Genomic DNA, 26,624 nt, shown 5'->3' on the forward strand with positions numbered 1-26,624 from the left:
CTTTCGGCATGATTGTTGAAAATATTGGCAGATAGAACAGACTATAGGCCTCTTTGCAACAGGGGGTCTTTTCAGCTAATTATCAGAAAAATCATCATTTTAGGAAAGTATGAAAAACCCTTTTATGGCAGTCTTTATGAAAGAAATATAGGACTAATTGATAATGATAATGGTTATCAATTAGTGTTGACAATGAAAATCATTATCAACTAAGATGGCATTGGATCAACAACACGACGTTAAAGGAGTTGGAAACATGAGTGTACATACAGAAATTTCAAATCATCAGCTGTTGGAACAGCAGGAGAAGAGAGAATCGAACGCCCGGTCCTATCCGCGACGCATTCCACTGGCGATCAAGGAAGCGGAAGGCATTCATATCACAGATGTGGAAGGACGGAGATACATCGATTGTCTGGCCGGCGCGGGAACGCTTGCTCTCGGTCACAATCACCCTGTGGTGACTGCGGCGATGGAGAAAGTCCTTCATGACCGCCTGCCTTTACATACATTGGACATTACCACCGAAGTTAAAGAAAGCTTTGTCGATGAGCTGTTTATGAGTCTGCCGGAATCTTTCCGTGAAAGGGCGAAAGTGCAGTTCTGCGGTCCGACAGGAGGAGACGCGGTTGAAGCAGCGCTCAAGCTTGCTAAGACCGCGACAGGAAGGCAGAGTATTTTAACCTTCCAGGGAGGATACCATGGCTCCACACATGGAACGATGTCCATCAGCGGCAATCTCGCTCCGAAGCAGCGGGTGCAGGGACTTGTTCCTGATACCCATTTCCTTCCCTACCCCTATGATTACCGCTGTCCATTCGGCAGAGGTGGCGAAGAGGGAGCTGAGCTGAGTGCTGCCTATATCGAACAGCTCCTGGATGACCCGGAAAGTGGAATCCTTCCTCCAGCTGCAATGATTTTTGAAACAGTTCAGGGGGAAGGAGGATCGATCCCGGCCCCGGTTGAATGGATCCAGGAGATGAGGAGGATTACGAAGGAACGGGGAATTCCGCTGATTATCGATGAAGTTCAAACAGGCATCGGCCGAACGGGAAAACTGTTCTCGTTTGAACATGCAGGGATTGTTCCGGATGCTTTCGTCCTGTCCAAAGCGATTGGAGGGAGCCTTCCTCTTTCCGTTCTCATCTATGACCGTGATTTGGATGCTTGGGAACCGGGCGCGCACATTGGAACCTTCCGGGGCAACCAAATGGCGATGGCGGCAGGGACCGCAACTTTGAAATATGTGAAAGATCATCGGATTCCAGATCATGCCGAGCAGATGGGAAGGATTTTGATGCAGGCTTTAAATGATATCCAAAAGGAATACCCTCAGCTGGGGGATGTCCGAGGCCGCGGGTTGATGATCGGAGCTGAAATCGTAGACCCAGCAGGTAAGGAATCTAAGCGGGGCAGCTTCCCGGGAGATGGCAGGCTTGCCAGCCGTATTCAAAAGGAATGTTTTGATCGAGGACTCATTTTAGAGGTAGGAGGTCGTCACGGCGCTGTCGTCCGTTTTCTGCCGCCGCTGATTATTACGAAAGAACAGGTGGAGGAAGTTACGGATATCTTCCGTAAAGCTGTTGAGGCAGCAGTGAAAGGATATGTCCATGAGGACTGAATCGAGGAAACAGACTGATCTTTTTGAATCCTTTTTCCTTCACCAGGAGGAAGAGAGTCTCCGGGCATTTCAAAGTCAGGTGGAGACGGTCATGCAAACATTTACGGAAACATTCAAGCAGGCGGATCATCCCTTCTCCGGCGCACAACAGGAGGAAATCCGCAGGCAGATCGAGGCCGTCATGGATATAACAGAAGAAGCACGCCCTTTCCAGGATGTGCTGAAGGAAGCAGTTCAGCCTGTCATCCGCGACAGCCTGCATGTCTCCCATGAAAAAAGTATGGCGCACCTGCACTGTCCCCCGCTCCTTACGGGAATTGCCGGTGAGCTGCTGATCGGAGCTTTGAATCAATCGATGGATTCGTGGGACCAGAGTCCTGCCGCTACGTATGTGGAGGAAGAGATGATCCGGTATTGGACCTCGAAGGCAGGATACAGCGCTCAAGCTGACGGCGTCTTTACGAGTGGAGGAACACAGTCCAATTACATGGGACTGCTGCTGGCGCGTGATGCTTTTTGCAGGAAACAGTGGAACCATAACGTTCAAAAACAGGGGCTGCCGGAAGGCTTTAAGAAGCTGAGGATCCTTTGTTCAGAGGAAGCTCACTTTTCCGTGAAAAAGTCTGCGGCACAGCTTGGTCTTGGAGAGAACGCTGTCGTTTCCGTACCAGTCGACGGAGAGCACCGGATGAACGGTTCTGCTCTACGGCAGATCATAATGGAAATGGAAGAACAGGAACTGCTTCCTTTTGCCGTTTTTGCTACTTCCGGAACAACAGATTTTGGAAGCCTTGACCCATTGGAGGAGCTGGCAGACATCTGCAGGGAAAATGACATCTGGTTTCACGTTGATGCCGCTTATGGAGGAGGGCTCCTTCTCAGCAGTCACCGTCATAAACTGGCCGGTCTGGAGCAGGCGGATTCCATGACCCTCGATTTTCATAAATGGTTATACCAGCCAATAAGCAGCGGTGTGTTTCTACTGAAGGATTCCAATCATTTCAAATGGATTTCCCATCATGCCGATTATTTGAACCCGGAACAGGATGAACAGGAAGGCGTTCTGAACCTCGTCAACAAAAGTGTCCAGACGACCCGGCGCTTTGATGCATTGAAAATTTTTCTGACGTTGAAAACGCTCGGCACAGATTTGATCGGCAGTATGATCGACCAGACGATTGAAACAGCCCGGCTGGCGGCGCAGGAAATGACAAGGCGGTCCGCTTTTTATCCGGCAAATCCAGAACCACAGTTGTCGGCCGTCGTCTTTCAGTACAGACCGGATGATGGTGATGGGGACGTGGATCGCTTGAACCGGAGCCTGCAGCAGGCGTTATTTCAGGACGGAAGAGCGGTGGTGGCGAAAACGAAGGTCCATGGAGAAACCCATCTTAAGCTTACAATTTTAAATCCGAGAACGTCGATCGATGATGTGAAGGACGTCCTTGATCGTGTCGAACAAACAGCAGCACAGCAGATGATAGGAGGGATCCACCTTGATAAGAGCTGAAGAAAAAGCAGAGCAGGCTTCGATGCAGAGTTTTCTCAATTGTTATTTAAGAGAAACGCAGGAATATGAACGAATCGATACAGATGATCATCCATTCCGGGAAGAGGGGCAGACCGTGCTTCGTCTGTCTCTTGGCAGACAGGGCATTCACCTATACGTAAACGTGGACTACTGGTCCTTGACAGGCCGACACCTTTTCCGATTTCCGGCTTTTTACAAAACAGGCCGAACCGGAGATTACCAAACACTGGATTACGTGACGATGACGACACTGATTGTCAAGGAATGGCTCATCGGCAACGGCCGGGAATGGTCTGAGGACGAACTGGTGCTGAGGGTTCTGCTCAGCTGCAAAAAAATTAAAGGCTATATCAAAAAGCGTGAGGGGGATCGGGAACAGCTTTCTGATGAGTTCTTTACATTTATAGAAGCCGAACAGTCGCTCCTTTTTGGTCATCTTCTGCACCCCACTCCAAAAAGTAAGCAGGGGTTGACAGATGGAGAGGATGACCTTTATACCCCGGAATTGAAAGGCCGCTTCCGGCTTCACTATTTCAGCGCAGACCCATCCATCGTCACCCAGGATTCCAGTCTTTCCAAACCGGCTGTCGAGTGGATCAAAATAGATGCCCTCAAAGGGGAGCAGGCAGAAAGAATGATAGAAGAATGGGAGAAAGGGCGGTACCTGATTCCGCTTCATCCGCTGCAGGCTGCTAAGGTTCTCCAAGAAAAAGAGGTTCAGGAACTGCTGAATAAAGGGCTGTTAACGGACCTCGGGCCGGCAGGTGAACCGTTCACGGCTACTTCTTCCTTCCGGACGCTGTACAATGAATCCTCCCGGTTTATGTATAAGTTCTCGGTACCTGTGAAAATTACAAACTCCCTCCGTGTCAATCAACCGAAGGAACTGGCGCGTGGCGTGGAAGTATCGAGACTGCTGGATACAGAGCTTGGAAGCCGGATGAGGGAGAAGTACCCGGATTTTCACATTATTAAAGACCCTGCCTCTGTGAACGTGGTGACAGGCTCAGAGGTTTCCGGTTTTGAAGTAGTCCTCAGGGAAAATCCGTTTTACGACGATGAGGCTCAGGTGACAGCGGCTGCTGCTCTCGTTCAAGATCATGCCTATGGTGAAAAAGCAAGGGTGGCGTCGATCATTCACGGTCTCGCAGAAAAGGAAAAGCGGACACTGGAAGAAGTCAGTATGGATTGGTTTGACCGTTATTTATCCATGAGCCTTGATCCGGTGCTGTGGCTGCTGTCCAATTACGGGATTGCACTCGAAGCCCACCAGCAGAATTCCCTTGTACGTCTGAAGGAGGGGTATCCTTCTCAGTTCTATTACAGGGACAATCAGGGGTATTACTTCAGTCGTTCTTATGGTGCAAAACTGTCCAACCTGCTTCCATCCCTGAATGAGGAAAGTGACACCATTTGTGACGATGAGGTGGCTGAAGAGCGGCTCCGCTATTACTTTTTCTTTAATCATTTATATGGAATCATTAACGGATTCGGGGTGAACGGTCTTGTAGAGGAGGAAAAGCTGATAGATCTGCTGCAAAGCCGTTTGGCCGCATGGCTGCCGATGAACGTTGTTCGAACCCTGCTGGAAGAACAGCAGCTTCCATGTAAGGCCAACCTGTTAACACGTTTGTATGATATGGACGAGCTTGTTGGTCCGATGGAATCCCAGTCTGTGTATACGAACGTGCATAACCCATTGGCTGCAAAGGTGGGCGCGCATCATGAGGTTTGATTATGAATTCTATGATCCTGCCATCGCGCGCTCGCTGGCATTCAGACAGGTGCAGGAAGAGGACGGCCCGCTCATTCATACATGGATGAACGAGGAGCATGTGCATCCATTCTGGCAGCTGAACCTCCCTTGGCCGGAATTTTACACCCATTTTCAGAAGGCAGGGAATGATCCTCACCAAACGCTTTATATCGGATGTATGAACGGTACTCCTATGAGTTACTGGGAAGCTTACTGGGTGAAGGGAGACGTGGTGGAGGGCTGTTATAATCCCTCTCCCTATGATCAGGGCATCCACCTTCTTATCGGCGAAAAGGATTTTCTTGGCCGGGGGTACGCCCTGCCGTTATTAAAAGCCATGGTGCAGTTTCAATTCAGGCACCAGAATACAACAAAGGTCGTGGCTGAGCCGGACATCCGCAATGAAAAAATGATTCATGTTTTTAAGGCGTGTGGATTCAGGCCGGTGGCACCGATTACGCTCCCTGATAAAGAAGCCCTCTTGATGTTTTGTGAGCGGGAAGAGTTCGAAAGGAGATGGAAAGATGAAGCCTTCCTACGTATATGATGTGATCGGAGTGGGTCTTGGCCCGTTCAATTTAGGGATGGCGGCGCTGCTTGACCCTGTTGAGGACGTCTCTGCCCTCTTTTTCGAAAAGGAAGAGGAATTCAACTGGCATCCGAACATGCTGATTGAAGGCACGACCCTTCAAGTCCCTTTCTTTGCCGATCTTGTCAGCATGGCGGATGTCCGGAGTGAGTACAGCTTCCTTCATTACCTGCAGGAGCATCAGCGGCTCTACCATTTTTATTTTTTGGAGAAATTCCATATCCCCCGGAAAGAATACAACGCCTACTGCCGCTGGGTAAGTGGATGCCTCACGTCCTGCCGCTTCGGCCGAACCGTTACCCGTGTGGACGTAGTAGAAAAGGAATCCGGCGCTGTATATGAAGTAGGCGTCCTTCAAGAGCAGACGGGGGCGGAGGAGGTGTACTACGCAGAGAATGTGGTGATCGGAATTGGTACACAGCCATACATCCCGCCTGCTTTTCAGGAAACTCTCGGAGATACGGTTTTTCACACGTCCGAGTATTTAGAGAAGAATATCCGTCCGGATCAGTCGATCGCTGTCCTTGGATCCGGTCAGAGCTCTGCGGAAGTCTTCCTCGATCTTGCCCGCAGCCAGCAGGAAACCGGGGGGCGTCTTCAGTGGTATACAAGATCGAACGGATTCTTTCCTATGGAATACTCCAAGCTCGGTCTTGAATACTTCTCCCCCGATTATATCGATTTTTTCTACGAACTGCCGCAGGAAAAGAAGGATGCGCTTCTGAAGGATCAAGGGCTGTTGTATAAAGGAATCAGTGCTGAAACCATTGCGGATATTTATGATCATTTATATGAACGGACGATTGGAGGAGCGTCCCCGGACATCCACCTTCAGGCGATGACAGAACTAACATCCATCCATTGGGAAAACGGACGGTGGACACTGAGTGGTGTTCATAGGGTTAAGGAAGACACGGTAGAGGCAGAAGCTGATGTGGTCGTGTTAGGCACGGGTTATCAGCCGGCGGTACCTACTTTTCTCCAGTCGATTCAAGACAAGGTCTTATGGGATGAACGGGGGCGTTTTCAGATTGAGAAAACCTATGAATTGAAAACGACGCTTAAGACACAGGGGAGTGTTTTTGTTCAGAATGGTGAACTTCACTCCCACGGGGTGGGGGCTCCTGATCTTGGTCTTGGCGCGCATCGGAATGCAGTCATTATCAACAGAATTGCCGGCCGGGACGTGTATCCGGTACAGGTCGAAAATGTGTTCCAGACGTTTGGAGCAGTCAGGAAGCCGGAACATTCAAGCATGAAGAAATGAGGGATGAACATGTATAAACAAGCGGAAGTTTCCAATAGTTTCAACGAAGCGGACTGGAAAGCGGTCAATCGGAAGCTGATGGCCAAGATGCTGGCCGAATATATGTATGAAGATATGATCCGTCCGGAATTGATTGCGGAGAATGGAAAGACGAAGAAATTTGATCTCCACGCTTTGGGCGGAAAAGTGTATACGTTTGAAGCCGTCAGCCGTCTGTTTGACAGCTGGGACGTGAAGGACGCATCCATAACCGTCAGACACGGCCAAGAAGTAGAAGAACCGGACGATGCAGTTCAGCTTCTGATTGATCTTAAAGATGCGATTGGCATGAAGCCGGAAACGACCGGGCATTTGATCAAGGAACTACAGGCGACATTAATGGCGGACGTTTACTTGAAAAGAAAGACGGACCGGACATCCCGTGATCTGATCGATCTCGATTATGCGGAACTGGAAGGATATATGGAAGGCCACCCGTGGATCACTTACAATAAAGGCCGGATTGGCTTTGGCTATGATGACTACTTGAGGTATGCGCCGGAACATCAGGAAGAAATCCTTCTATCCTGGATTGCTGTGCATCACAGTCTCGCTGAATTCCAGGCTGTGGATGGACTTTCCTACAAAGATCTGCTGGAAAAAGAATTGAGCCAGGAAGAAAGAGAGCGGTTTGCCGCCGTTGTGAAAGAAGAAGGGAAGAATCCAGACGATTATTATTTCCTCCCTGTCCATGAATGGCAGTGGAAAAACACCATTGTCCTGCATTTCCCAGGCGAGCTGGCACGAAAGACCATGATCCCGCTCGGTGATGGTCAGGACAAATACCTTCCACAGCAGTCCATCCGTACGTTCGTCAACCGAAGCGAAAAGGATAAGCACCACGTGAAGCTTCCAATGAGTATTTTGAACACACTGGTCTACCGTGGTCTTCCTGCCGAACGGACACGGATTGCCCCGAAGGTGACGGCCCTTATCAAGGGGATGTATGAGAAGGATGATTTTCTTAAGCGGGAGTGCCGGGTGATTCTTCCTGGAGAGAACGCCAGTATCAATGTAGACCAGCCCCACTTCGCGTCTGTGAAAAACGCCCCGTATCAATACCTGGAAATGCTCGGGACAATCTGGCGTGAAAGTATTTATACATATGTGGAAGAGGGGGAGCAGCCCATTACACTTGCAGCGCTGCTTCATAAAGACTATCAAGGCACCCCTTACGTGCAGGCGCTGATTGAAGCGTCAGGCATGGATCCGGAAGCATGGATGCGTCAATTTTATAAAGTGATCATGGATCCACTGCTTCACTTCCTATATCAATACGGGACGGTTTTCAGTCCGCACGGGCAGAATACCATTCTTGTCCTGAAAGACTACAAGCCTCACCGCCTGGCAGTCAAGGATTTTGTCGATGATGTCAATGTGACGGATCAGACGTTCGAAGAATTGAAGGACCTCTCTGAGGAAATGAAGGAAGTGCTCCGCAGTGAACCGCCCGAAGGATTGACGCAATTTATTTTTACAGGATTGTTTATCTGTCACCTCCGCTACTTAAGCGATGTGCTGGAAACGCATGAGCTGTTGACAGAGGATGTGTTCTGGGGCCTTCTGGCAGAGGCGATCCAGGATTATCAACGGAGGTTTCCGCAGCTGGAGGATCGGTTTGCATTGTTTGATTTCTTCAAGCCGACGATGACCAAGCTGTGCCTGAATCGAAACCGTATGGTTGATTACGGATATGAAGATGGTGAAGACCGTCCTCATGCATCGGAATTCGGTCAGGTAACGAACGCCCTGGCAGCCTTCAAGAATGAAATGGAACAGATAACCTGACGGAAAGAGGGATCATGGTGGAACTTGTCGTACAAAAATATGGAGGCACATCCCTGCAGACAACGAAGCGGATGACTGATGCGGCAGATCGGATTATCAAGGAAGTGAAAAGAGGCCGTCAAGTCGTTGTCGTTGTTTCTGCTATGGGCAGAACGACAGACAACTTGACCGCTCTTGCCGGACAAGTTTCCTCCCTTCCTGTAGCAAGAGAAATGGATCTTCTCCTTTCTACAGGGGAGCAGGTGTCGTGTGCATTAATGGCGATGGCACTGAAGGCCGGGGGAGTGGAGGCCGAAGCGCTGACTGGAGCACAGGCCGGAATTAAAACGGATTCCAGCTACGGTGAAGCCCTTGTGAAAGACGTCGACCCTGAACCCATAAGGCATAGACTCAGGGAAGGAAAGGTGGTCATTGTCAGCGGTTTTCAAGGCTGTCCCGGAGGCCATGAAGTGGCAACCCTCGGGCGTGGAGGATCGGATACGACAGCAGCGGTGCTGGCTGGTGTCCTGAAAGCGGACCGCTGTGAAATTTTCACGGATGTGGACGGCGTTTATACCGCAGATCCAGGAACAATCACAGGAGCGCAGAAATATGAACAGTTGGATTACGAAAGCTTGTCTGCCCTTGCAGAGCTCGGCGCATCCGTTGTCCACCCGAGAGCTGCGGCTGCAGCGGAAGCCTGGCAGATCCCTTTGGTTGTCCGTTCAAGCTTTACGGAGCAGGAAGGGACGACCATTCTTCCAAGGACCTTGAGTCCCCATTCTTTTCCTGTGATAGGAGTGACTTATGAAACAGGACTATCCCACTTCTCTATCCATAGTGGGATAGATGTGAGGGAATTGCAGAGAGAATGGAAGAAAGATTTGCGTCCTTGGAAAGCGGTTCAAAAAATAAAAAACCGTCTATACAGAATTCTTGTACGTGATGAAGATGTATATGATACAAAATCCTGGCTCAACCAATTCGGTGGAAGACCGGAGGGGATAGTTCCTGAATATTATGAGGGGAGGGCCCTCGTGCATGTCATTTTCAGATCCGAGGAAGACAAGCAGAAAGCACGCTCGCTTATGAGGAATCTTCCATGTCTTCAAGATGGTTTTGTTGTAGAAATTCAGCCGCATGTCTGGACGATTGATGTTCCTGAGAGTCACAGGATAGAAGTCTGTCAGGTCCTTCACGATCGTTGTATGGAAAAGGAGACAGCACATACATCAGCTGTTCATTAAAAAAATCCGGTCTCCGTGGTGAGACCGGATTTTTTAGGACAGGCTTTCACAGACCCGTCCATCCTTGTCGGACCCATCCAGACGATGGGGATCCTGTTCAGGTCCGCCGGCGTCTTCATAAAAGGTCTGGGCTTCTTCTTGTGTATGAAAGTCCGAGCAGTCCTTGTCGTCCCCTTCGGGCGGGGCTTTGTGGCTGGAAGAGCTGCTTTCATTCTGTCCGTCTTCAAAACCTTCTGCAAATCCGTCCTCTGTCACGTATCCCGGGAGACTCCAAATCCCCTTTTTATGGTCGGAGGCTTCCTGCTCCGCATCCTTCAACTTCCCGGCATGCGTATAAGGAGGGTCATAGACATAGGCATAACGGGCAAGGCCTTTTTCCAGCAGAAGTTGATTAAAAGAGGTATCCTCGACCCATATGTAGGCAAGCAGCCGGTCGTACTTGTCACGCTCGGGGCCGTCAAACTCCAGCTGAACTTCTTTTCCCGACAATGTTTCCTTCGCGAATTGACTCGCTTCTTTTCCATAGGGCTGCACAGGTTTGCCGGGATGGACGGTCTCAGGTGTGTCCACCAGCAGCAGGCGCACCGTTTCTTCTTTGCCGTTCCACTCTATATGCAGCGTGTCCCCGTCGACAACGCGGGTGACGACGGCGGTTTCAAGCTCGCCGGACGTCGTTTCTACCGCCTGGCATCCAGCAAGGAAAAGAAAAGTGACAACGAGCATGAGAGGTTTGATCCATGAATGTTTATCGAGCATAAGATGTTCTCCTTCCCCGGTCATCCTCTGGTTTTATTCTACTTTTCTTTAGACGCTCCTTCAATGGACGGGAAGACCTGAATGTGGACGGCCGGGATTCGTACATAAAGAAAACGGAGGGAGACGTTAGTGACGCCTCCGTCCGTTTTCTTTATGCTTGATTTTTTCTTCTGCATGCTCCTCGTTCATTTCTGTAAGAAGAAATACGAGGCGGTCGCGTTCCTTGTTGGATAGTTCATCATAACGGTCGAGTTCCGATTGGATATAGCGGATCGTGTGGTGTCCATCCTTCGGTTTCTTGACGAAATAGGTGGTAATGGAACCGGTAAGCATCCCGATCAAACCGATCCCTATGACCATCAGGAAAATGGCGACGAGCCTGCCGGAAAGTGTGGAAGGGGCAATGTCTCCGTAGCCGACGGTTGTGACTGTCACAATCGACCACCACAAACCGTCGGCATAAGAGTCAATATTTTCCTCCGCATGCCGGATAATGACGGAAGAGGCAAACAGCATGACGGATGAGAACAGGAGGACACGGTCCAGTCCGTTTGTCCTTAGGATTTTAAGCAGGTGGGGGAAGTGCCGCCGGACAATGAGCAGCATTCGCAAAAGACGGAACAGCCTGGCCGCACGGGCAAGCTGAAAAATGCTCTCTAAAGGAATGGCGGCAATGACTTCAAGCGGATGCTTTTTTATGTAATGCAGTTTATCCTTTGAACGCAGGATCCGGATGGTAACGTCGACGAAAAACAGCAGCCAGACAAACCGGTCCAGGAAGATGGCAGCCGGATGGTCCGACCATAAATACATGACGGATAGTAGTGCAAGTGTGAGTAAAACGGTTTCGTAGATGACGGCCCATTTTTTTACCATCAGTAAAATCCCTCCCTGAATGCGTGTACGTCCTCCTATCTATTATAAATCGGTCTGCCGAGTTGACAACCTGCCTGTTTCTTCGAGAAACTGGGACTATATGAAAAGAAGGAGAGATACATATGGCATTTGTCATTACACAGCCCTGTGAAGGCGAACAGGCAGGAGAGTGTGTCAGTGTCTGCCCGGTCGACTGTATTGAACAGGGGGAGGACCAGTACTATATCAATCCCGATATCTGCATCGACTGCGGAGCCTGCGTGTCGGTGTGCCCGGTGGATGCGATCGTTGAAGAGTATGAGATGAGGCCGGAGGAAGAACCATATCTTGCAAAGGCAGAAGCCTTCTTCGGTGTCGACTGACGCAGGGAAGCTGGTAAAATAAGTATTGTTAGTAAGCAGGAAAACCGGGTAGACAAAGAGAAGTAATGATATAATCTTTTAATCTTTGTACAGGAGTTGATTGGATGCTGATGTCGGCTTATCCGCCCGAAAAATCATTCGAGGACAGGTATGCTTTAATTGACCACCTGAGAAATCTCGGCTACACCGAAGACCTGCTTGGAAAGAAAACGGTGGAGATGACGCTGCCTGAACTGCAGCAGATCTACATCAATCTGGAGTATCAAAGAGAAGAGCGTGCGTAGGAAAAGCTGAGGGACCTGCAGGGTCTGTCGTTGCGTTTTGGTTTTAAGTTATATTGAAATAGAAAAACCGGAGCGGGGAGCTCCGGTTTCAGGGGAGACATATACAGGTAGAGTTCGTTTTATGCCTCGATGCCATTATAACCTTTTCTATATTAAAAAAACAAATATCCACTGTCAGTCAGTGATGAACGAACCAGAAGGTGGTGAATACCTCTGGTTCTTTTTTGTAGAGTGGAGAACAGACGTCCGTTCTCCATCATCGATTAATAATAAAACGATGCACCTACGATAATCAACAGGATGAACAATACGACGATTAGAACGAACGTGCTGCCATATCCGCCACCGCCGTAACCGTAGCCACCATAACCACAGCCCATGCTTTTCACCACCTTTTTTTCAGCTATATCACAAACTATGTAGAAAAGGGGCAGGAGGGCAGGGCGGATGCCCGGGGGCGGCCGGGTTAAAGGTCAGGCAGCCGTCTGTTCACCAGCCGTAAAAGCCTCAGCGCAAGCGGAAGACCTAAGGCATAGACCGTGCAGATTTTTATGAAGTTAAAAGGGAGAACGACAAAATCGACAGCCGTGCGAAAGTCACGGGCAAACGGATTGAAGGCGGTAAACCCCTCTACATAAACATACTCACTCACACCGATAAGGCTCATCACCACAGGCAGAATGAAATAATAATGAAGGACATACATCCAACATAGGAAAAGAAGGACCGATACCATCAGGCTGAACGGGTCGACCTTCTTCTTTTTTTTGAAAAAAGCCCCCATCAATCCGACAATCAGCGATCCGGAAAGGAAATTGGCGAGCTGTCCGACGGGAAGTCCGGCGTAACTTCCATGAAGGAGGTAGTCGGCAGCGTTTTTCAACAGCTGTATGATGATCCCCGCCCCTGGACCGAAGACCGGCGCACCAATAAGGGCTGGAATGTCACTGAAATCCATCGTCAGAAATACGGGAAAAAAGGGGAGCGGGAATTTCAAGTAGTAGAGCACAATACGGATGGAAGCGAGCATTGCTGTGCCGCTCATTTTTGACAATGACATAAGGGAATTCCTTTCTATACAGATGTTTATTCATACCGGGATTTCATACCCCGGGTCACATGAAATAAACATGCGGTTTCTTTTCTTTTTTCTCTCTTCAGGCCCGCCATGGAGATAAAAAAGAAAAAAAGAAAGTCTTTCTAATCGGGCGAAGTCAATCATCTCAACGGTGTAAGCGCTTTACGAATTCATTGAATAATTGGAGTGTTCAGAAAATTTAACGAAAACCTGTTGACCTTCTGTGAAAATCCGTTTAGAGTAGTCCTCAATCAACCACATCGATTACACCCAATCGTCCGGTTGGTTCATGTGGAAGCCCTGAACTTGGACCCTGTATAAGTGGAATATTCACCTTCTTAGAGGGTCCACATTTTCTTTATCATTCTTTAACTATTTCAAACATTAAATAATAAAAGAAAGGAGTGCTGAGGATGAGCAGCCAATGGATTTATATGAGCGGCGAGTACGTGAAGAAAGAAGAGGCCGTCGTTTCTGTCTATGATCATGGTTTCTTATATGGAGATGGGGTGTTCGAAGGCATTCGCGTTTATGAAGGCAACATTTTCAAGCTCGATGAGCATTTAAACCGCCTTTATGATTCAGCGAAATCGATCATGCTCCAAATTCCATATGAAAAGGAGGAGCTTGAGGAAATTATCGCAGAGACGGTCCGCCGCAACCAGCTGGAAACGGCTTATATCCGGGTTGTCGTTTCAAGAGGATCAGGCAATCTTGGTCTTGACCCATCCAGCTGTGCAAATCCGCGTCTGGTTGTCATTGCTGAAGCACTCGCTTTATTTCCAAAAGAACTTTACGAGCGGGGAGTCCGGCTTGCTTCCGTATCAAGCAGAAGAAACCGGCCGGATGTCCTTCCACCGCAGGTGAAGTCTTTAAACTACTTAAATAACATTCTTGTAAAAATGGAAGCGAATCAGGCGGGCGTGGATGAAGCGCTCATGCTGAATGATCAGGGGTATGTAACGGAAGGCTCCGCCGATAACATTTTTATTGTTAAGAACGGGACCATCTTTACACCACCAACCTATCTTGGTGCTCTCGAAGGAATTACAAGAAATGCCATCATGGATCTCGCAGAAGCGAAGGGGTATACCGTGAAGGAGCAGCCTTTTACACGCCACGACGTGTATGTCGCAGATGAGGTCTTCCTCACTGGAACCGCTGCAGAAGTCATCGCCGTCGTCGAAGTTGATCAGAGGCAGGTAGGAAATGGGAAACCGGGTGTTGTGACCAACCATCTCTTGTCCGAGTTCAGACAGGTAACAACAACAGATGGTTACAAGGTATACGGCAAGAATCAGGCGCACGTAAGCTGATGCAGCGCATTTTGACAACTGAATCAACCTAAAACAATGATAGGAAAAAGGGATAAGGCCTTGTATTCACAGAGAGCCGGGGTTGCTGGAAGCCCGGAAATACATCTTATTCTGACATCATCCTTGAGTGTCCCCGCTGAACGGTATGCTTAGTAGGCCGGACCAGGTGTATCACTGCACCTGTTACCAAAAGGAGTTATGACGACTCCATGAGGTGAAGCTTTTGAGAGCTTCATGAACGAGGGTGGTACCGTGGAAGTAAAGAGAGACCTTTTCACCCCTCACGTTCCTGCATCATTCTGGTGGTGCATGAACTTGAGGAGGAGAAGGTCTCTTTTTTATTCGACAAAGAGCAGGTGGAACAGCGGAAAATCCGCTTTATTCTTCACAACTACTGCAGGAGGGATGAAAAAAATGAAAGCACAGGCAAGTGCGGAACAAAAGACCGCAGTGAAAACAGGGGCCGATTTACTTGTAGAGGCATTGATTGGCCAGAGTGTTGATACGTTGTTCGGTTATCCAGGAGGAGCTGTGCTGCCGATTTACGATGCCATTTACCGGGCGGAAGGCAGCTTTGATCACGTGCTTCCAAGGCATGAACAAGGGGCCATCCATGCAGCTGAAGGCTACGCCCGTGTTTCCGGCCGTGCTGGAGTTGTTATCGGCACATCAGGACCAGGGGCAACGAACCTTGTGACCGGTATTGCCGATGCCATGATGGATTCGATCCCACTCGTCATCTTCACCGGACAGGTGGCGAAAGGGGTCATTGGTACAGATGCCTTCCAGGAATCGGACATCATGGGAATCACTACACCAATCACGAAGCATAACTACCAAGTTCAGAATATTGAAGATCTTCCGAGAATTGTGAATGAGGCCTTCCACATAGCTACGACTGGACGACCGGGTCCTGTCGTCGTGGATATTCCGAAAGACATCAGTTCAACCGTCTTTGAAAAAGACATCAACAAGGAGTTTCATCTTCCGGGATATCAGCCGACGACGAAACCGAATCCGATGCAGATCAATAAGCTGCATGAAGCCCTTCTTGCAGCTGAAAAGCCGGTCGTTCTGGCCGGATCCGGCGTTATCCACGCCAAGGCTTCTGAAGAGCTCAGGACATTTGTAAGAAATTACGAGCTTCCGGTCACCTCGACTCTGCTGGGTCTTGGAAGTTATCCCGGCAGCGACCGTCTTTCCCTTGGCATGGCCGGGATGCACGGAACTTATGCAGCAAATATGGCCCTGTACGAATGCGATCTGCTCATCAACTTCGGCTCACGCTTTGATGACAGACTGACAGGTAATCTGAAACATTTTGCACCACATGCCAAAGTGGCGCATATCGATATCGACCCTGCAGAAATCGGTAAAAACGTGGAAACCCATATCCCGATCGTATCGGACGCGAAAGCGGCCCTTACATCGCTGAATGAAAAAGCCGTGCAGAACCTGGATCACCATGATTGGATGATGAAAGCAGAAAAGAACAAACAGGATTTCCCTTTGTGGCATGACCAGCCGGAGGCAGAGATCGTCCCCCAGTGGCTGCTCCAGAAAGTCTATGAATATACCAAAGGGGAAGCGGTTGTAACGACAGATGTCGGGCAGCATCAAATGTGGGCGGCCCAGTATTACCAGTTCGACGAGCCGAACCGCTGGGTTACTTCCGGGGGGCTTGGAACGATGGGGTACGGTTTTCCAGCGGCGATCGGTGCTCAGCTGGCAGATCGGAAATCCACCTGTGTGGCGGTTGTCGGCGATGGCGGTTTCCAAATGACGCTGCAGGAACTGTCTGTTCTCCAGGAGCGGCGGCTTCCAGTCAAAGTTTTGATCGTCAACAATCAGGCGCTCGGAATGGTAAGGCAGTGGCAGGAGAAGTTTTACAGTGGACGCTACTCCGAGTCGATCATGGATGTCCAGCCTGATTTTGTAAAACTGGCGGAGAGCTACCAAGTACCTGGATATAAAATTGAAACCCAGGGACAGCTGGAGGATGTACTTCCGGAAGTTCTGAACAATGATCAGCCGGCCCTTATCGACTGCCGGGTTCTGCAGAAAGAGAACGTCTATCCAATGATTGCACCTGGAAAAGGAATCCACGAGATGATTGGGGTGAAACGATGAAACGCATCGTGACAGCAACGGTTCATAACCGGAGCGGTGTCCTGAACCGGGTCACCGGCCTCCTCGCTAAGCGGCAGTTCAATATTGAAAGCATATCTGTCGGCCGCACAGAAACCGAAGGAGTATCCAAAATGACCTTCGTCGTCGAGGTGGAGGATGAGAGGAAGCTGGAGCAGCTGACGAAACAGCTGAACAAACAAATCGATGTCCTGAAAGTATCGGACATCACGGATAAAGCCATCGTAGCGAGAGAACTGGCGATGGTGAAGGTCATCAGCAACCCTCAGATCCGCAATGAAATCCAAAGCATTATTGAGCCATTCCGGGCGTCGATCATTGATGTGAGCAAGGAAAGTGTCACGGTTCAGGTGACTGGTAAATCCGACAAGGTTGATGCTCTTATCGATCTGCTCCGCCCTTATGGAATAAAAGAATCAGCAAGAACCGGGCTGACCGCCTTTACACGAGGCCACCAGCCCCAGGTAGCAGAATTCAAATCTTACTCCCTATTAAAATGATGAAAGGATGGATGAAACATGGCACATGTATACTACCACAATGATATTAAAGATGAGGTTCTAAAAAATAAGAAAGTAGCTGTCATCGGATACGGCTCCCAGGGTCATGCCCACGCATTAAACCTGAAAGAGAGCGGTCATGATGTCGTTGTTGGTCTTCGTAAAGGGAAATCATGGGATAAAGCAGTGGAAGACGGTGTGGAAGTGAAGACCGTTCCGGAGGCTGTAGAAGATGCTGATGTCGTTATGATCCTTCTTCCGGATGAGTATCAGCCGAAAGTGTACGAAGAACAGATCAAACCGAATCTGAAATCCGGTGCAGCGCTTGCTTTCGCCCACGGATTCAACGTTCATTTCAATCAGGTTGTCCCTCCATCCGATGTGGATGTATTCCTCGTAGCTCCGAAAGGTCCGGGACATCTTGTCCGCCGTACATTTGAAGAAGGAGCAGGGGTGCCGGCCCTGATCGGTGTAGAGCAGGATGTAACAGGGGAAGCCAAAGAGGTTGCTCTCGCCTATGCGAAAGGAATCGGCGGCGGCCGTGCAGGTGTATTGGAAACATCCTTCCAGGAAGAAACCGAAACAGACTTGTTCGGTGAGCAGGCTGTCCTGTGCGGTGGTTTGACCAGCCTTGTTAAGGCAGGCTTTGAAACATTGACAGAAGCTGGTTACCAGCCGGAAGTGGCCTACTTCGAATGTCTTCACGAATTGAAACTGATTGTAGACCTTATGTATGAAGGCGGTCTGGAAGGCATGCGTTATTCCATTTCTGATACCGCTCAGTGGGGTGACTTCGTCTCCGGTCCACGCGTCGTTGATGAAACTACGAAAGCCCGCATGAAAGAAGTGCTGACAGATATTCAGACTGGTAAATTTGCGAAAGGCTGGATTCTTGAAAACCAAGTGAACCGTCCTGAGTTCACGGCGATCAACGCGAAGGAAAGTCAGCATCAAATCGAAAAGGTGGGTAGAGAGCTCCGCGAATTAATGCCGTTCGTCAAGAAGTCCCAATCCAAAGAAAAGGATGTGGTCACTCATGGCTCACGTTAATGTCTTTGACACGACCCTGCGTGATGGAGAGCAGTCCGCCGGGGTCAACTTGAACCGTTTGGAAAAAGTGGAAATTGCCAAGCAGCTGGAGAGACTTGGTGTAGACATTATGGAAGCAGGATTCCCTGCTTCCTCCCAGGCGGATTTTGATGCAGTCAAAGAGATTGCCGATACGGTACGCGGTTGTTCAGTAACAGGACTGGCGCGGGCGAATAAGCGCGATATCGATATCGCGTGGGAAGCATTGAAAGGCGGAGCGGAGCCGAGACTCCACGTCTTTCTTGCCACCTCCCCGATTCATATGACACATAAATTGAAAAAAACGCCGGATGAGGTTGTAGAAACCGCCGTCAGCATGGTCCGCTACGCCCGTGAGAAATTCCCTTATGTTCAGTTCTCCGCAGAGGATGCGCTGCGCTCGGACCGGGATTTTCTCGTTCACATCATTGAACAAGTCATTGATGCGGGGGCTTCAGTAATCAATCTGCCGGATACGGTCGGTTTCACGACACCGGATGAAATCGGCAGTCTTTTCCGGTATGTAAGGGAGCAGGTGCCGAACATTGATCAAGCGGTCCTCTCTACGCATAACCACGATGATTTGGGGATGGCCGTCAGCAACTCCCTGGCAGCCGTCGAAAACGGGGCCGGCCAGATCGAAGGCACCATTAACGGTATCGGAGAACGTGCCGGAAACGCCGCTTTAGAGGAGATTGCCGTCGCCTTTCAGATCAGGCAGGACCGCTACGATTTCCAAACGGGTCTGGTTCTTAAGGAAATTAAGCGGACGAGTGATCTTGTCAGCCGCTTGACCGGGATGCAGGTGCCGGGGAACAAGGCGGTTGTCGGACGTAATGCCTTTGCCCATGAGTCCGGTATTCACCAGGACGGTGTCCTGAAAGAAGCTACGACGTACGAAATCATTACACCGGCTATGGTGGGTATTGATTCCAACCGGATGGTTCTTGGCAAACACTCCGGCCGGCACGCGTTCAAGCAGAAAGCGGAAGAGCTGGGCTTTGAATTGAACGAAACGAAGCTGAAAGAAGCGTTCGCATCTTTCAAAGATTTGACCGGCAAGAAAAAAGAGGTCACCGATGATGATCTTTTTGCGATTCTTACCGATACGCAGACCGAAAACGAAGACCAGCCGAAGTACGAATTGAAAGCCTTCCAGGTCCAGTACGGCAGCATCAACCGCCCGACCGCTACGGTTCTTTTAACGAAACCGGATGGAGAAGAAGCGGAAAAAGCCAATACCGGCGAAGGAAGTGTCGAAGCGATTTACAACACACTGGATGATTTGATTGATGCAGATGTTCATCTACAGGATTATCAACTCAGCTCCATTGGAAGAGGACGCGATGCACTGGCAGAGGTTCACGTCCAGCTGACCGTCAACGGGGTAAAAGCCTCCGGCCGTGGATCGGCGCAGGATGTGCTGGAAGCTTCCGCCCACGCATTTTTAAACGCGGTCAATCGTACACTTTATCAGCATAAACGTCATGAAGGCTACGAAAAAGTGCAGGTATAACAAAAGGGGGATGTACATGGAGAAACATATCGTTTTACTGCCGGGCGACGGCATCGGTCCGGAAGTAACAAAAGCAGCCAGACAGGTGCTGCAGGCGGTCGCCGACCGTTACCAGCATACCTTTACATTTGAAAGTCATGACATTGGAGGAGCAGCCATCGACCAGCACGGGACGCCGCTCCCGGATGATACGGTCCAGGCGGCTAAAAAAGCCGACGCCATTTTCCTTGGAGCTGTCGGAGGTCCGAAATGGGATCAGCTGCCCGGTCATATGCGGCCGGAAAAAGGGCTGCTGGGTATCCGCAAACAGCTTGGATTGTTTGCCAACCTCCGTCCTGTCCAGGCATTTCATCAGCTGCTCCATGCTTCCCCTTTGAAAAAGGAAGTCGTTGAAAACAGTGACCTGTTGATTGTCCGGGAGCTGACCGGCGGTTTGTATTTCGGACAGCCGAGTGAGCGCAGGAACAACGGACAGGAAGTCGTGGATACGCTGGCTTATGAGCGCCATGAAATTGAAAGAATCGTCGATCAGGCGTTTCAAAGCGCGCGGGTCAGAAGAAAACACCTGACATCGGTGGATAAAGCCAATGTCCTGGAATCCAGCCGGATGTGGCGGGAAATCGTCGAAGAGAAAAAAGCGGATTATCCGGACGTGACTGTTGAGCATATGCTCGTGGATGCCGCAGCGATGAAGCTTGTGACGAACCCCTCGTATTTTGATGTGATCGTTACGGAAAACATGTTCGGAGACATCTTAAGCGACGAAGCCTCTGTCTTAACCGGATCTCTGGGTATGCTTCCATCAGCAAGCTTGAACGAAAAGAGTGTCGGTCTTTACGAACCTGTCCACGGTTCAGCTCCGGACATTGCCGGGCAGAATAAAGCTAATCCGATTGCAAGCATTCTCTCCACAGCCATGATGCTGAAACACTCCTTTGGTATGGAAGAGGAAGCCGAACAAGTGGAAGCCGCTGTTGCCGGGGTGCTGCAGGAAGGGTATCACACCGCAGACATCGATTTGAAAAGTGGTGTGAAAGTCAGCGGAAGTGAACTGGCAGCTAAAATTGTCGACCAGATCAGCACGAGTGATGCAACAGAAAATATTATGCGCTGCTATGTATGAGCGGTACAACAAAGAAAAGAAGGGAGCGGAACGGAATGAGTCAACCAAAAACCATAGTTGAAAAAATTTGGGATCAGCATGTCGTCCACGAAGAAGAAGGGAAGCCGAATCTTCTCTATATCGACCTGCATCTGGTTCATGAAGTGACCTCTCCCCAGGCGTTTGAAGGGCTCCGCATGAGCGGAAGGAAGGTGAGGCGGCCGGATCGTACGTTTGCAACGATGGATCACAACGTGCCGACCATCCACCGCAATGTCATCAAGGATGAAGTTTCCAAGAAACAGATGGAAACACTCGAGACAAATTGTAAGGAATTTGGAGTCCGGCTGGCGGATATCAACCACCCGGACCAGGGCATTGTCCATGTCATTGGTCCGGAGCTTGGGTTAACCCAGCCGGGAAAAACAATCGTCTGTGGAGATAGTCATACCTCTACACACGGGGCTTTTGGCGCCCTCGCATTTGGAATCGGCACGAGTGAAGTGGAGCACGTGCTGGCCACTCAATCTCTCTGGCAGGCCAAGCCGAAAACCCTTCAGGTTCATGTGGAGGGAGTATTGGGAACAGGAGTGACAGCCAAGGACTTGATTCTGGCGATCATCGGTAAATACGGCGTCCGTTTCGGTACCGGCCATGTCATTGAATACACGGGCGAAGCGGTCCGTAACCTGACGATGGAAGAACGGATGACGGTCTGTAACATGTCGATTGAAGCGGGCGCACGTGCCGGTTTGATTTCACCGGACGAGACCACTGTCGAGTATCTCCGCGGGAAGCGTTACGTGCCTGAGGGAGAAGATTTTGAAGAAGTCAAGGAGCAGTGGCTGTCGCTGGCATCGGATGAAGGGGCGGAATACGACCAGACCCTTACCATCCATGCAGATGAAATTGAGCCTCAGGTGACATGGGGGACCAACCCTTCTCAGTGTGTTCCTGTCGGTGGACGTGTCCCCGATCCGGAGCAGGTGGAGGATGACCGTGACGGCATTGAACGGGCGATCGATTATATGGGCCTTGAAGCGAATCAGGCGATTGAGTCCATACCTGTTGAACACGTGTTTATCGGATCTTGTACAAACTCCCGTTTGAGCGATCTGCGCCGGGCGGCTGAAATCGTCCGTGGCGGCCGTGTCCATGATGGGGTCAGAGCTCTCGTTGTACCGGGGTCCAAGTCAGTGAAAGATGCAGCAGAAGCCGAAGGTCTGGACACGATCTTCCTGACTGCCGGATTTGAATGGCGCGATGCCGGCTGCAGCATGTGTCTGGCGATGAACGATGATATCGTTCCGCCGGGTGAGCGCTGTGCCTCAACGTCCAACCGTAACTTTGAAGGGCGTCAGGGGAATGGGGCGCGCACCCATCTTGTCAGTCCGGAAATGGCAGCGGCAGCAGCTCTTGAAGGCCGTTTTGTAGACGTCAGAAAATATGCCGGTACGGTAGGAGGGTGAACAGATGGAACCATTAAAACAGCACAAAGGTCTGGTCTACCCATTGAATCGATCGAATGTCGATACCGATCAGATCATTCCAAAACAGTTCTTGAAACGGATTGAACGGCAGGGGTTTGGTCAGTTCCTCTTCTACAACTGGCGGTTTGATGATGACGGGGCTCCGCGAAAGGACTTTTCCCTGAACAAGCCGAAGTATGACGGTGCTTCGGTTTTAGCAGGAGGAGAGAACTTCGGATGCGGCTCCTCCAGGGAACACGCCCCATGGGCGATCCAGGATTATGGTTTCCGTGTCGTCATCGCTCCGAGCTTTGCTGATATCTTTTATAACAACTGCTTCAAAAACGGGATCCTTCCTATTCAACTGCCGAAGCCTGTCGTTGATCAGTTGATGGAAAAGGCGGAAACCGAGGCTTATGAAGTGGCCGTGGATCTGGAGGCGCAGACGATTGATGGCGGCGGTTTCGAAGTGGCATTCGATATTCAGCCCTATCATAAGGAAATGTTGTTGAACGGCTGGGATGAAATTGCCGTTACACTGACGTACGAAGACAAAATCGACCAATTTGAGGAAAAACAAAAAGGAGTGAAGACGTTGGGGATTTCTTAACGCTGGCTAAAGTAATGGATGCACAGGAACAGCTGCAGGAGGTTGTGCACCGCACGCCACTGCAGACGTCAACGACCTTTAATGAGCGGACAGGGCAGCACGTCTATTTGAAGATGGAAAATCAGCAGAAAACCGGCGCGTTTAAAGTCAGGGGAGCTTCCTATAAGGTCGCCTGCCTGACGGAAGAGGAAGCCGCATGCGGAGTCATTGCTGCCTCAGCAGGCAACCATGCCCAGGGAGTGGCGGTTGCTGCAGCGAAGCGGGGAATTACGGCGCAAATCTTCATGCCGGAAGGAACACCACAGGCGAAGGTGGAAGCAACAGAAGGCTACGGGGCAACCGTTGTCCTCACAGGGGAATCCTTTCAGGAAGCGTATCAGGCCGCACGGATCGAGCAGGAACGATCCGGCGCGACGTTCCTTCATCCCTTTGATGATTATGAAGTGATGGCTGGTCAGGCTACGGTGGCTGTGGAAATGCTTCAGCAGCAGCCGGATCTTGAACGCCTTTTCGTACCAATTGGAGGCGGCGGTTTGATCAGCGGTGTTGCTTTTGCTGCGAAACAACTGAAACCGGATATTACGGTGATCGGCGTTCAGTCAGCCAAAGCACCGTCCACCTACAATGCACTTTATAAGAAAGGACCGGCAAAACTGACGTCTGTTTCCACAATCGCAGATGGCATTGCCGTGAAAGAGCATGGAAGGTTAACGTATACGTGTATCCAGAAATACGTGGACCAGGTCATCACCGTGGAAGAACATGAAATCGCCCAGGCGATGCTTCTGCTGCTTGAACGAGAGAAAACCCTTGTAGAGGGGGCTGGTGCCACAGCACTGGCAGGCCTTCTAAAGACATGTCACTCCTTTGAACAGCAGCAGTGCGGCGTTGTTTTGAGCGGCGGGAACATGGATCTCTCCCGGCTGCCACTGGTCCGAAAGCTGGCCAACCCAAAAAAGGTTGTCATCGCATAAGGTGACAGGATTAAACCAGAAGAAAACCGGCAGCGGTTTCTTCTGGTTTTTGTATGTTGAGTAAAGAAGCAGAGGCGGATGGTTCGTGTGAGGGGGGAGGGGATGGTACAATACTCGTGAATCCATTACATAAGAGGTGAAAATGATGAATCAATTTTTACAATATAATCCGACGCGTCTGTACTTCGGCAAAGGCCAGATCGAGCAGATAGCCCAGGAAATCCCGAAAGGGTCGAAAGTGCTTGTCGTATATGGCGGCGGGAGCATTAAGCGGAACGGTGTGTACGAGGAAGCTGTCGGCATGCTCAAATCTCTGGATGCCGATATGTATGAACTTTCCGGTGTGGAGCCCAACCCACGCTTAACGACGGTACAAAAAGGTGTGGACATCTGTAAGCAGGAAGGGATTGATTTCCTACTGGCTGTCGGCGGAGGCAGTGTGATTGACTGTACAAAAGCGATTGCCGCGGGTGCGGAATACGAAGGAGACGCCTGGGATCTCATTACCGGCAGTGCTGCTGTCGAAAAGGCCCTTCCGTTTGGTACCGTCCTTACGCTGGCAGCAACTGGATCGGAGATGAATGCGGTATCTGTCATCACAAACTGGGAGACGAGAGACAAGCTTGGCTGGGGCTCCCCGCACGTGTTCCCGACATTCTCGATCCTTGATCCTTCCTATACGTTTTCTGTACCGGAACACCAGACTGTGTACGGCATCGTCGATAGTATGTCTCACGCGTTGGAGCACTATTTCCACCGCACTCCCAATACACCGATGATCGACGGGTTTATCGAATCGCTGCTCCGAACAGCTGTTGAATATGGACCTAAACTGATGGAAAATCAGCAGTCCTATGAGTACCGCGAAACAATGATGTATATAAGTACGACAGCTTTCAATGGTACGCTGTCCAATGGAACCGACGGCGGCGACTGGGCCACACACCGCATCGAGCACGCGCTCTCTGCGGTATATGATATTCCCCATGGCGGCGGTCTCGCCATCCTGTTCCCGAACTGGCTGGAACACGTCCTCGAAGAAGATCCAAGCCGCGTGAAGCAGCTGGCCGTCAACGTTTTTGGTATTGATCCTGAAGGTAAAGACGATAAGCAGACAGCCCAAGAAGGAGCGGCTGCCTTAAGAGGTTTCTGGAACTCTCTAGGCGCCCCGTCCACCTTGAAAGATTTCGATATTGATGGTCAGGATTTCGACTCCATTGTTGAAAAAACGTTCATCAAGCCGGGTGTTGGCACGTATAAGGAATTGGACAAGGAAAGTGTCCGCGACATCTTGAACCGATCCCTGTAAATAGAAAAGCCCTGAGAGGAATGCAAACCTCTCAGGGCTTTTTTGATAGAGGGAGAAACCGTTGTCAGTTTTTACCTCATATTCATAGATTAGTTAGAAAATTTACATGCCGGTTACATTTCAATTAAATCTACGTATATTGTCTGGGTATTCAATGATTTCAAGATATAATTGTAAGCAATTGCAGAAAAATGTCGAAATTAATCAACTGAACAAGGAGACATTCGATTGAAAAAGCTTACAATTATACTGACACTTATCCTTCTAGCTGCCAATTTCTCTAGCACCCCCGTGTATGGGGAGGCTAAACCCGATTCTCCTGATATTCTTAGTGAATCAGCCATTGTTATGGAAGCAAACACCGGGAAGGTCATTTACGAGAAGGACGCTGACCGTAAGATGTATCCCGCTAGTCTGACTAAAATCGCCACTGCGATTTATGCGTTGGAAAACGGAGACCCGGAAGATCTGGTGACGGTAAGTGAAGAAGCGGGAAACACAGGCGGATCGAGTGTTTTCCTGATGGAAGGGGAGCAGGTTTCTCTGAAAAAGCTTGTACAAGGACTGCTGATCAACTCAGGGAATGATGCCGGGACGGCTATAGCTGAGCATATGAGCGGCAGTGTAGACAGCTTTTCTGAAGATTTGAGTGTCTTCCTACAAGAAAAAGTCGGAACGGAGAAAACCCATTTCACCAATCCGCACGGTCTTTATGATGGACAGCATATGACAACAGCAAGAGATCTCGCTTTAATCACTCAGTATGCGATGCAGAATGAAACGTTCATGGAGATTTTCGGTACAAAAACCATGGACTGGACGGGAGAATCATGGGAGACCACCTTGTATACCCATCACAAATTGTTCCGGGAAGATCCTTACGAAGGCATCACGGGTGGGAAAACCGGTTTTGTTCCACAGGCCGGATTTACGCTGGCAACCACGGCGGCCCGTGAGGATACGAACCTCATTGCCATAACCATGAAAACGCCGAATCAGGACCAGGTCTATACCGATACTAAAGAACTACTGGACTACGGATTCGAAAACTATGAAACGTCCTTCGTTCAAAAAGAGGAAATTCTTGGCGGCAGAGCGGATGAGTATATGCTACCTGAAGAGATTCCTTATACTCATTTAAAAGAAGAGGAAGCAGAAGTCTCTGTAAATGATAACGGGAAAGTAACGATCAACAGTGAGGATGGGACTCCACTGACTTCCTATCAGCTGGAAGAGAAGGCAGAAGTAACGAACGTTCCGAAACCTGCCGCTGTTGAGGAAGAAGAGGATTCATGGACAGATTACCTGAACTATTTGATCATCCCTCCGAAATTCTGGGCGTTGGAAGTCCTTCATTTCTAAGGCTGATGAATACGAAGGATATCCTATTTCAGGGAAACTAAAAAGAAGGGTGACAGGAACATTCCTGTCACCCTTCT

General features: G+C 49.9%; 24 protein-coding genes. 20 read left to right on the top strand and 4 right to left on the bottom strand.

Features of this window, described 5'->3' with window-relative positions; all coding sequences use genetic code 11:
- Positions 1–214: 214 nt before the first annotated feature.
- The 7 genes from ACXAD6_RS05085 to ACXAD6_RS05115 all read left to right on the top strand — a co-directional run bounded on the left by ACXAD6_RS05085 (position 215) and on the right by ACXAD6_RS05115 (position 9,817).
- Positions 215–1,621, top strand: coding sequence for a diaminobutyrate--2-oxoglutarate transaminase (locus ACXAD6_RS05085; RefSeq protein WP_474967915.1), 1,407 nt, complete (start codon positions 215–217; stop codon positions 1,619–1,621).
- A 91-nt stretch (positions 1,622–1,712) separates the two neighbouring features.
- The gene (locus tag ACXAD6_RS05090) at positions 1,713–3,131 is read left to right on the top strand and encodes a pyridoxal phosphate-dependent decarboxylase family protein (protein ID WP_474967916.1); all 1,419 of its coding nucleotides are present in this window, start codon (positions 1,713–1,715) and stop codon (positions 3,129–3,131) included.
- Positions 3,118–4,887: an IucA/IucC family protein gene (locus ACXAD6_RS05095; RefSeq protein ID WP_474967917.1), complete on the top strand. Its 1,770-nt coding sequence runs from the start codon at positions 3,118–3,120 to the stop codon at positions 4,885–4,887. Before ACXAD6_RS05090 ends, ACXAD6_RS05095 begins: the two co-directional genes overlap by 14 nt.
- On the top strand, positions 4,877–5,455 hold the full coding sequence (locus ACXAD6_RS05100) for a GNAT family N-acetyltransferase (RefSeq protein WP_474967918.1): 579 nt from the start codon (positions 4,877–4,879) through the stop codon (positions 5,453–5,455). Before ACXAD6_RS05095 ends, ACXAD6_RS05100 begins: the two co-directional genes overlap by 11 nt.
- Positions 5,433–6,764 carry a lysine N(6)-hydroxylase/L-ornithine N(5)-oxygenase family protein gene (locus ACXAD6_RS05105; RefSeq protein WP_474967919.1) on the top strand — a complete coding sequence of 444 codons (1,332 nt, stop codon included), beginning with the start codon at positions 5,433–5,435 and terminating at the stop codon, positions 6,762–6,764. The genes ACXAD6_RS05100 and ACXAD6_RS05105 overlap by 23 nt, the downstream gene beginning before the upstream one ends.
- Before the next feature lie 9 nt (positions 6,765–6,773).
- Entirely contained in the window at positions 6,774–8,591 is a 1,818-nt protein-coding gene (locus ACXAD6_RS05110; RefSeq protein ID WP_474967920.1) for an IucA/IucC family protein, read from the top strand.
- A gap of 17 nt (positions 8,592–8,608) precedes the next feature.
- Positions 8,609–9,817: an aspartate kinase gene (locus tag ACXAD6_RS05115; RefSeq protein WP_474967921.1), complete on the top strand. Its 1,209-nt coding sequence runs from the start codon at positions 8,609–8,611 to the stop codon at positions 9,815–9,817.
- Between the two features lie 33 nt (positions 9,818–9,850).
- On the opposite strand, the gene ACXAD6_RS05120 is transcribed toward ACXAD6_RS05115, so the two are convergent.
- The gene (locus ACXAD6_RS05120) at positions 9,851–10,573 is read right to left on the bottom strand and encodes a thermonuclease family protein (RefSeq protein WP_474967922.1); all 723 of its coding nucleotides are present in this window, start codon (positions 10,571–10,573) and stop codon (positions 9,851–9,853) included.
- A gap of 126 nt (positions 10,574–10,699) precedes the next feature.
- Entirely contained in the window at positions 10,700–11,449 is a 750-nt protein-coding gene (locus ACXAD6_RS05125; protein ID WP_474967923.1) for a potassium channel family protein, read from the bottom strand.
- A 122-nt stretch (positions 11,450–11,571) separates the two neighbouring features.
- Here ACXAD6_RS05125 and ACXAD6_RS05130 point away from each other — a divergent pair, with 122 nt between their 5' ends.
- Positions 11,572–11,811: an indolepyruvate ferredoxin oxidoreductase subunit alpha gene (locus tag ACXAD6_RS05130; RefSeq protein ID WP_474967924.1), complete on the top strand. Its 240-nt coding sequence runs from the start codon at positions 11,572–11,574 to the stop codon at positions 11,809–11,811.
- 104 nt (positions 11,812–11,915) lie between these two features.
- Complete coding sequence (locus tag ACXAD6_RS05135; RefSeq protein WP_027953604.1) at positions 11,916–12,095, top strand: hypothetical protein; 180 nt, start codon at positions 11,916–11,918, stop codon at positions 12,093–12,095.
- Positions 12,096–12,358: 263 nt separating this feature from the next.
- Here ACXAD6_RS05135 and ACXAD6_RS05140 read toward each other — a convergent pair whose 3' ends face one another.
- Both ACXAD6_RS05140 and ACXAD6_RS05145 read right to left on the bottom strand, forming a co-directional pair.
- Entirely contained in the window at positions 12,359–12,475 is a 117-nt protein-coding gene (locus ACXAD6_RS05140; RefSeq protein ID WP_160834986.1) for a YjcZ family sporulation protein, read from the bottom strand.
- Positions 12,476–12,561: 86 nt separating this feature from the next.
- Entirely contained in the window at positions 12,562–13,155 is a 594-nt protein-coding gene (locus tag ACXAD6_RS05145) for an ECF transporter S component (RefSeq protein WP_474967925.1), read from the bottom strand.
- 431 nt (positions 13,156–13,586) lie between these two features.
- On the opposite strand from ACXAD6_RS05145, the gene ilvE reads away from it, so the two are divergent.
- The 11 genes from ilvE (at position 13,587) to ACXAD6_RS05200 (ending at position 26,547) form a co-directional block, all read left to right on the top strand.
- Positions 13,587–14,489, top strand: a complete 903-nt coding sequence (gene ilvE, locus ACXAD6_RS05150; protein ID WP_474967926.1) for a branched-chain-amino-acid transaminase — start codon at positions 13,587–13,589, stop codon at positions 14,487–14,489.
- A 414-nt stretch (positions 14,490–14,903) separates the two neighbouring features.
- Positions 14,904–16,619 carry a biosynthetic-type acetolactate synthase large subunit gene (gene ilvB / locus ACXAD6_RS05155; RefSeq protein ID WP_474967927.1) on the top strand — a complete coding sequence of 572 codons (1,716 nt, stop codon included), beginning with the start codon at positions 14,904–14,906 and terminating at the stop codon, positions 16,617–16,619.
- Entirely contained in the window at positions 16,616–17,137 is a 522-nt protein-coding gene (gene ilvN, locus ACXAD6_RS05160; RefSeq protein WP_027953607.1) for an acetolactate synthase small subunit, read from the top strand. The genes ilvB and ilvN overlap by 4 nt, the downstream gene beginning before the upstream one ends.
- Positions 17,138–17,155: 18 nt before the next feature.
- On the top strand, positions 17,156–18,187 hold the full coding sequence (gene ilvC / locus ACXAD6_RS05165) for a ketol-acid reductoisomerase (protein WP_474967928.1): 1,032 nt from the start codon (positions 17,156–17,158) through the stop codon (positions 18,185–18,187).
- Complete coding sequence (locus ACXAD6_RS05170) at positions 18,174–19,721, top strand: 2-isopropylmalate synthase (RefSeq protein ID WP_474967929.1); 1,548 nt, start codon at positions 18,174–18,176, stop codon at positions 19,719–19,721. The genes ilvC and ACXAD6_RS05170 overlap by 14 nt, the downstream gene beginning before the upstream one ends.
- A gap of 16 nt (positions 19,722–19,737) precedes the next feature.
- A complete protein-coding gene (gene leuB / locus ACXAD6_RS05175; protein WP_474967930.1) occupies positions 19,738–20,844 on the top strand; it encodes a 3-isopropylmalate dehydrogenase in 1,107 nt (368 codons plus the stop codon).
- 35 nt (positions 20,845–20,879) lie between these two features.
- The gene (gene leuC / locus ACXAD6_RS05180; RefSeq protein WP_474967931.1) at positions 20,880–22,292 is read left to right on the top strand and encodes a 3-isopropylmalate dehydratase large subunit; all 1,413 of its coding nucleotides are present in this window, start codon (positions 20,880–20,882) and stop codon (positions 22,290–22,292) included.
- A gap of 4 nt (positions 22,293–22,296) precedes the next feature.
- Entirely contained in the window at positions 22,297–22,902 is a 606-nt protein-coding gene (gene leuD, locus ACXAD6_RS05185) for a 3-isopropylmalate dehydratase small subunit (RefSeq protein WP_474967932.1), read from the top strand.
- Between the two features lie 14 nt (positions 22,903–22,916).
- Complete coding sequence (gene ilvA / locus ACXAD6_RS05190; RefSeq protein ID WP_474967933.1) at positions 22,917–23,876, top strand: threonine ammonia-lyase; 960 nt, start codon at positions 22,917–22,919, stop codon at positions 23,874–23,876.
- 145 nt (positions 23,877–24,021) lie between these two features.
- A complete protein-coding gene (locus ACXAD6_RS05195; protein ID WP_474967934.1) occupies positions 24,022–25,185 on the top strand; it encodes an iron-containing alcohol dehydrogenase in 1,164 nt (387 codons plus the stop codon).
- A 228-nt stretch (positions 25,186–25,413) separates the two neighbouring features.
- Complete coding sequence (locus ACXAD6_RS05200; protein WP_474967935.1) at positions 25,414–26,547, top strand: D-alanyl-D-alanine carboxypeptidase family protein; 1,134 nt, start codon at positions 25,414–25,416, stop codon at positions 26,545–26,547.
- Positions 26,548–26,624 lie beyond the last annotated feature (77 nt).

The organism is Halobacillus sp. ABH2_015, assembly GCF_056158945.1.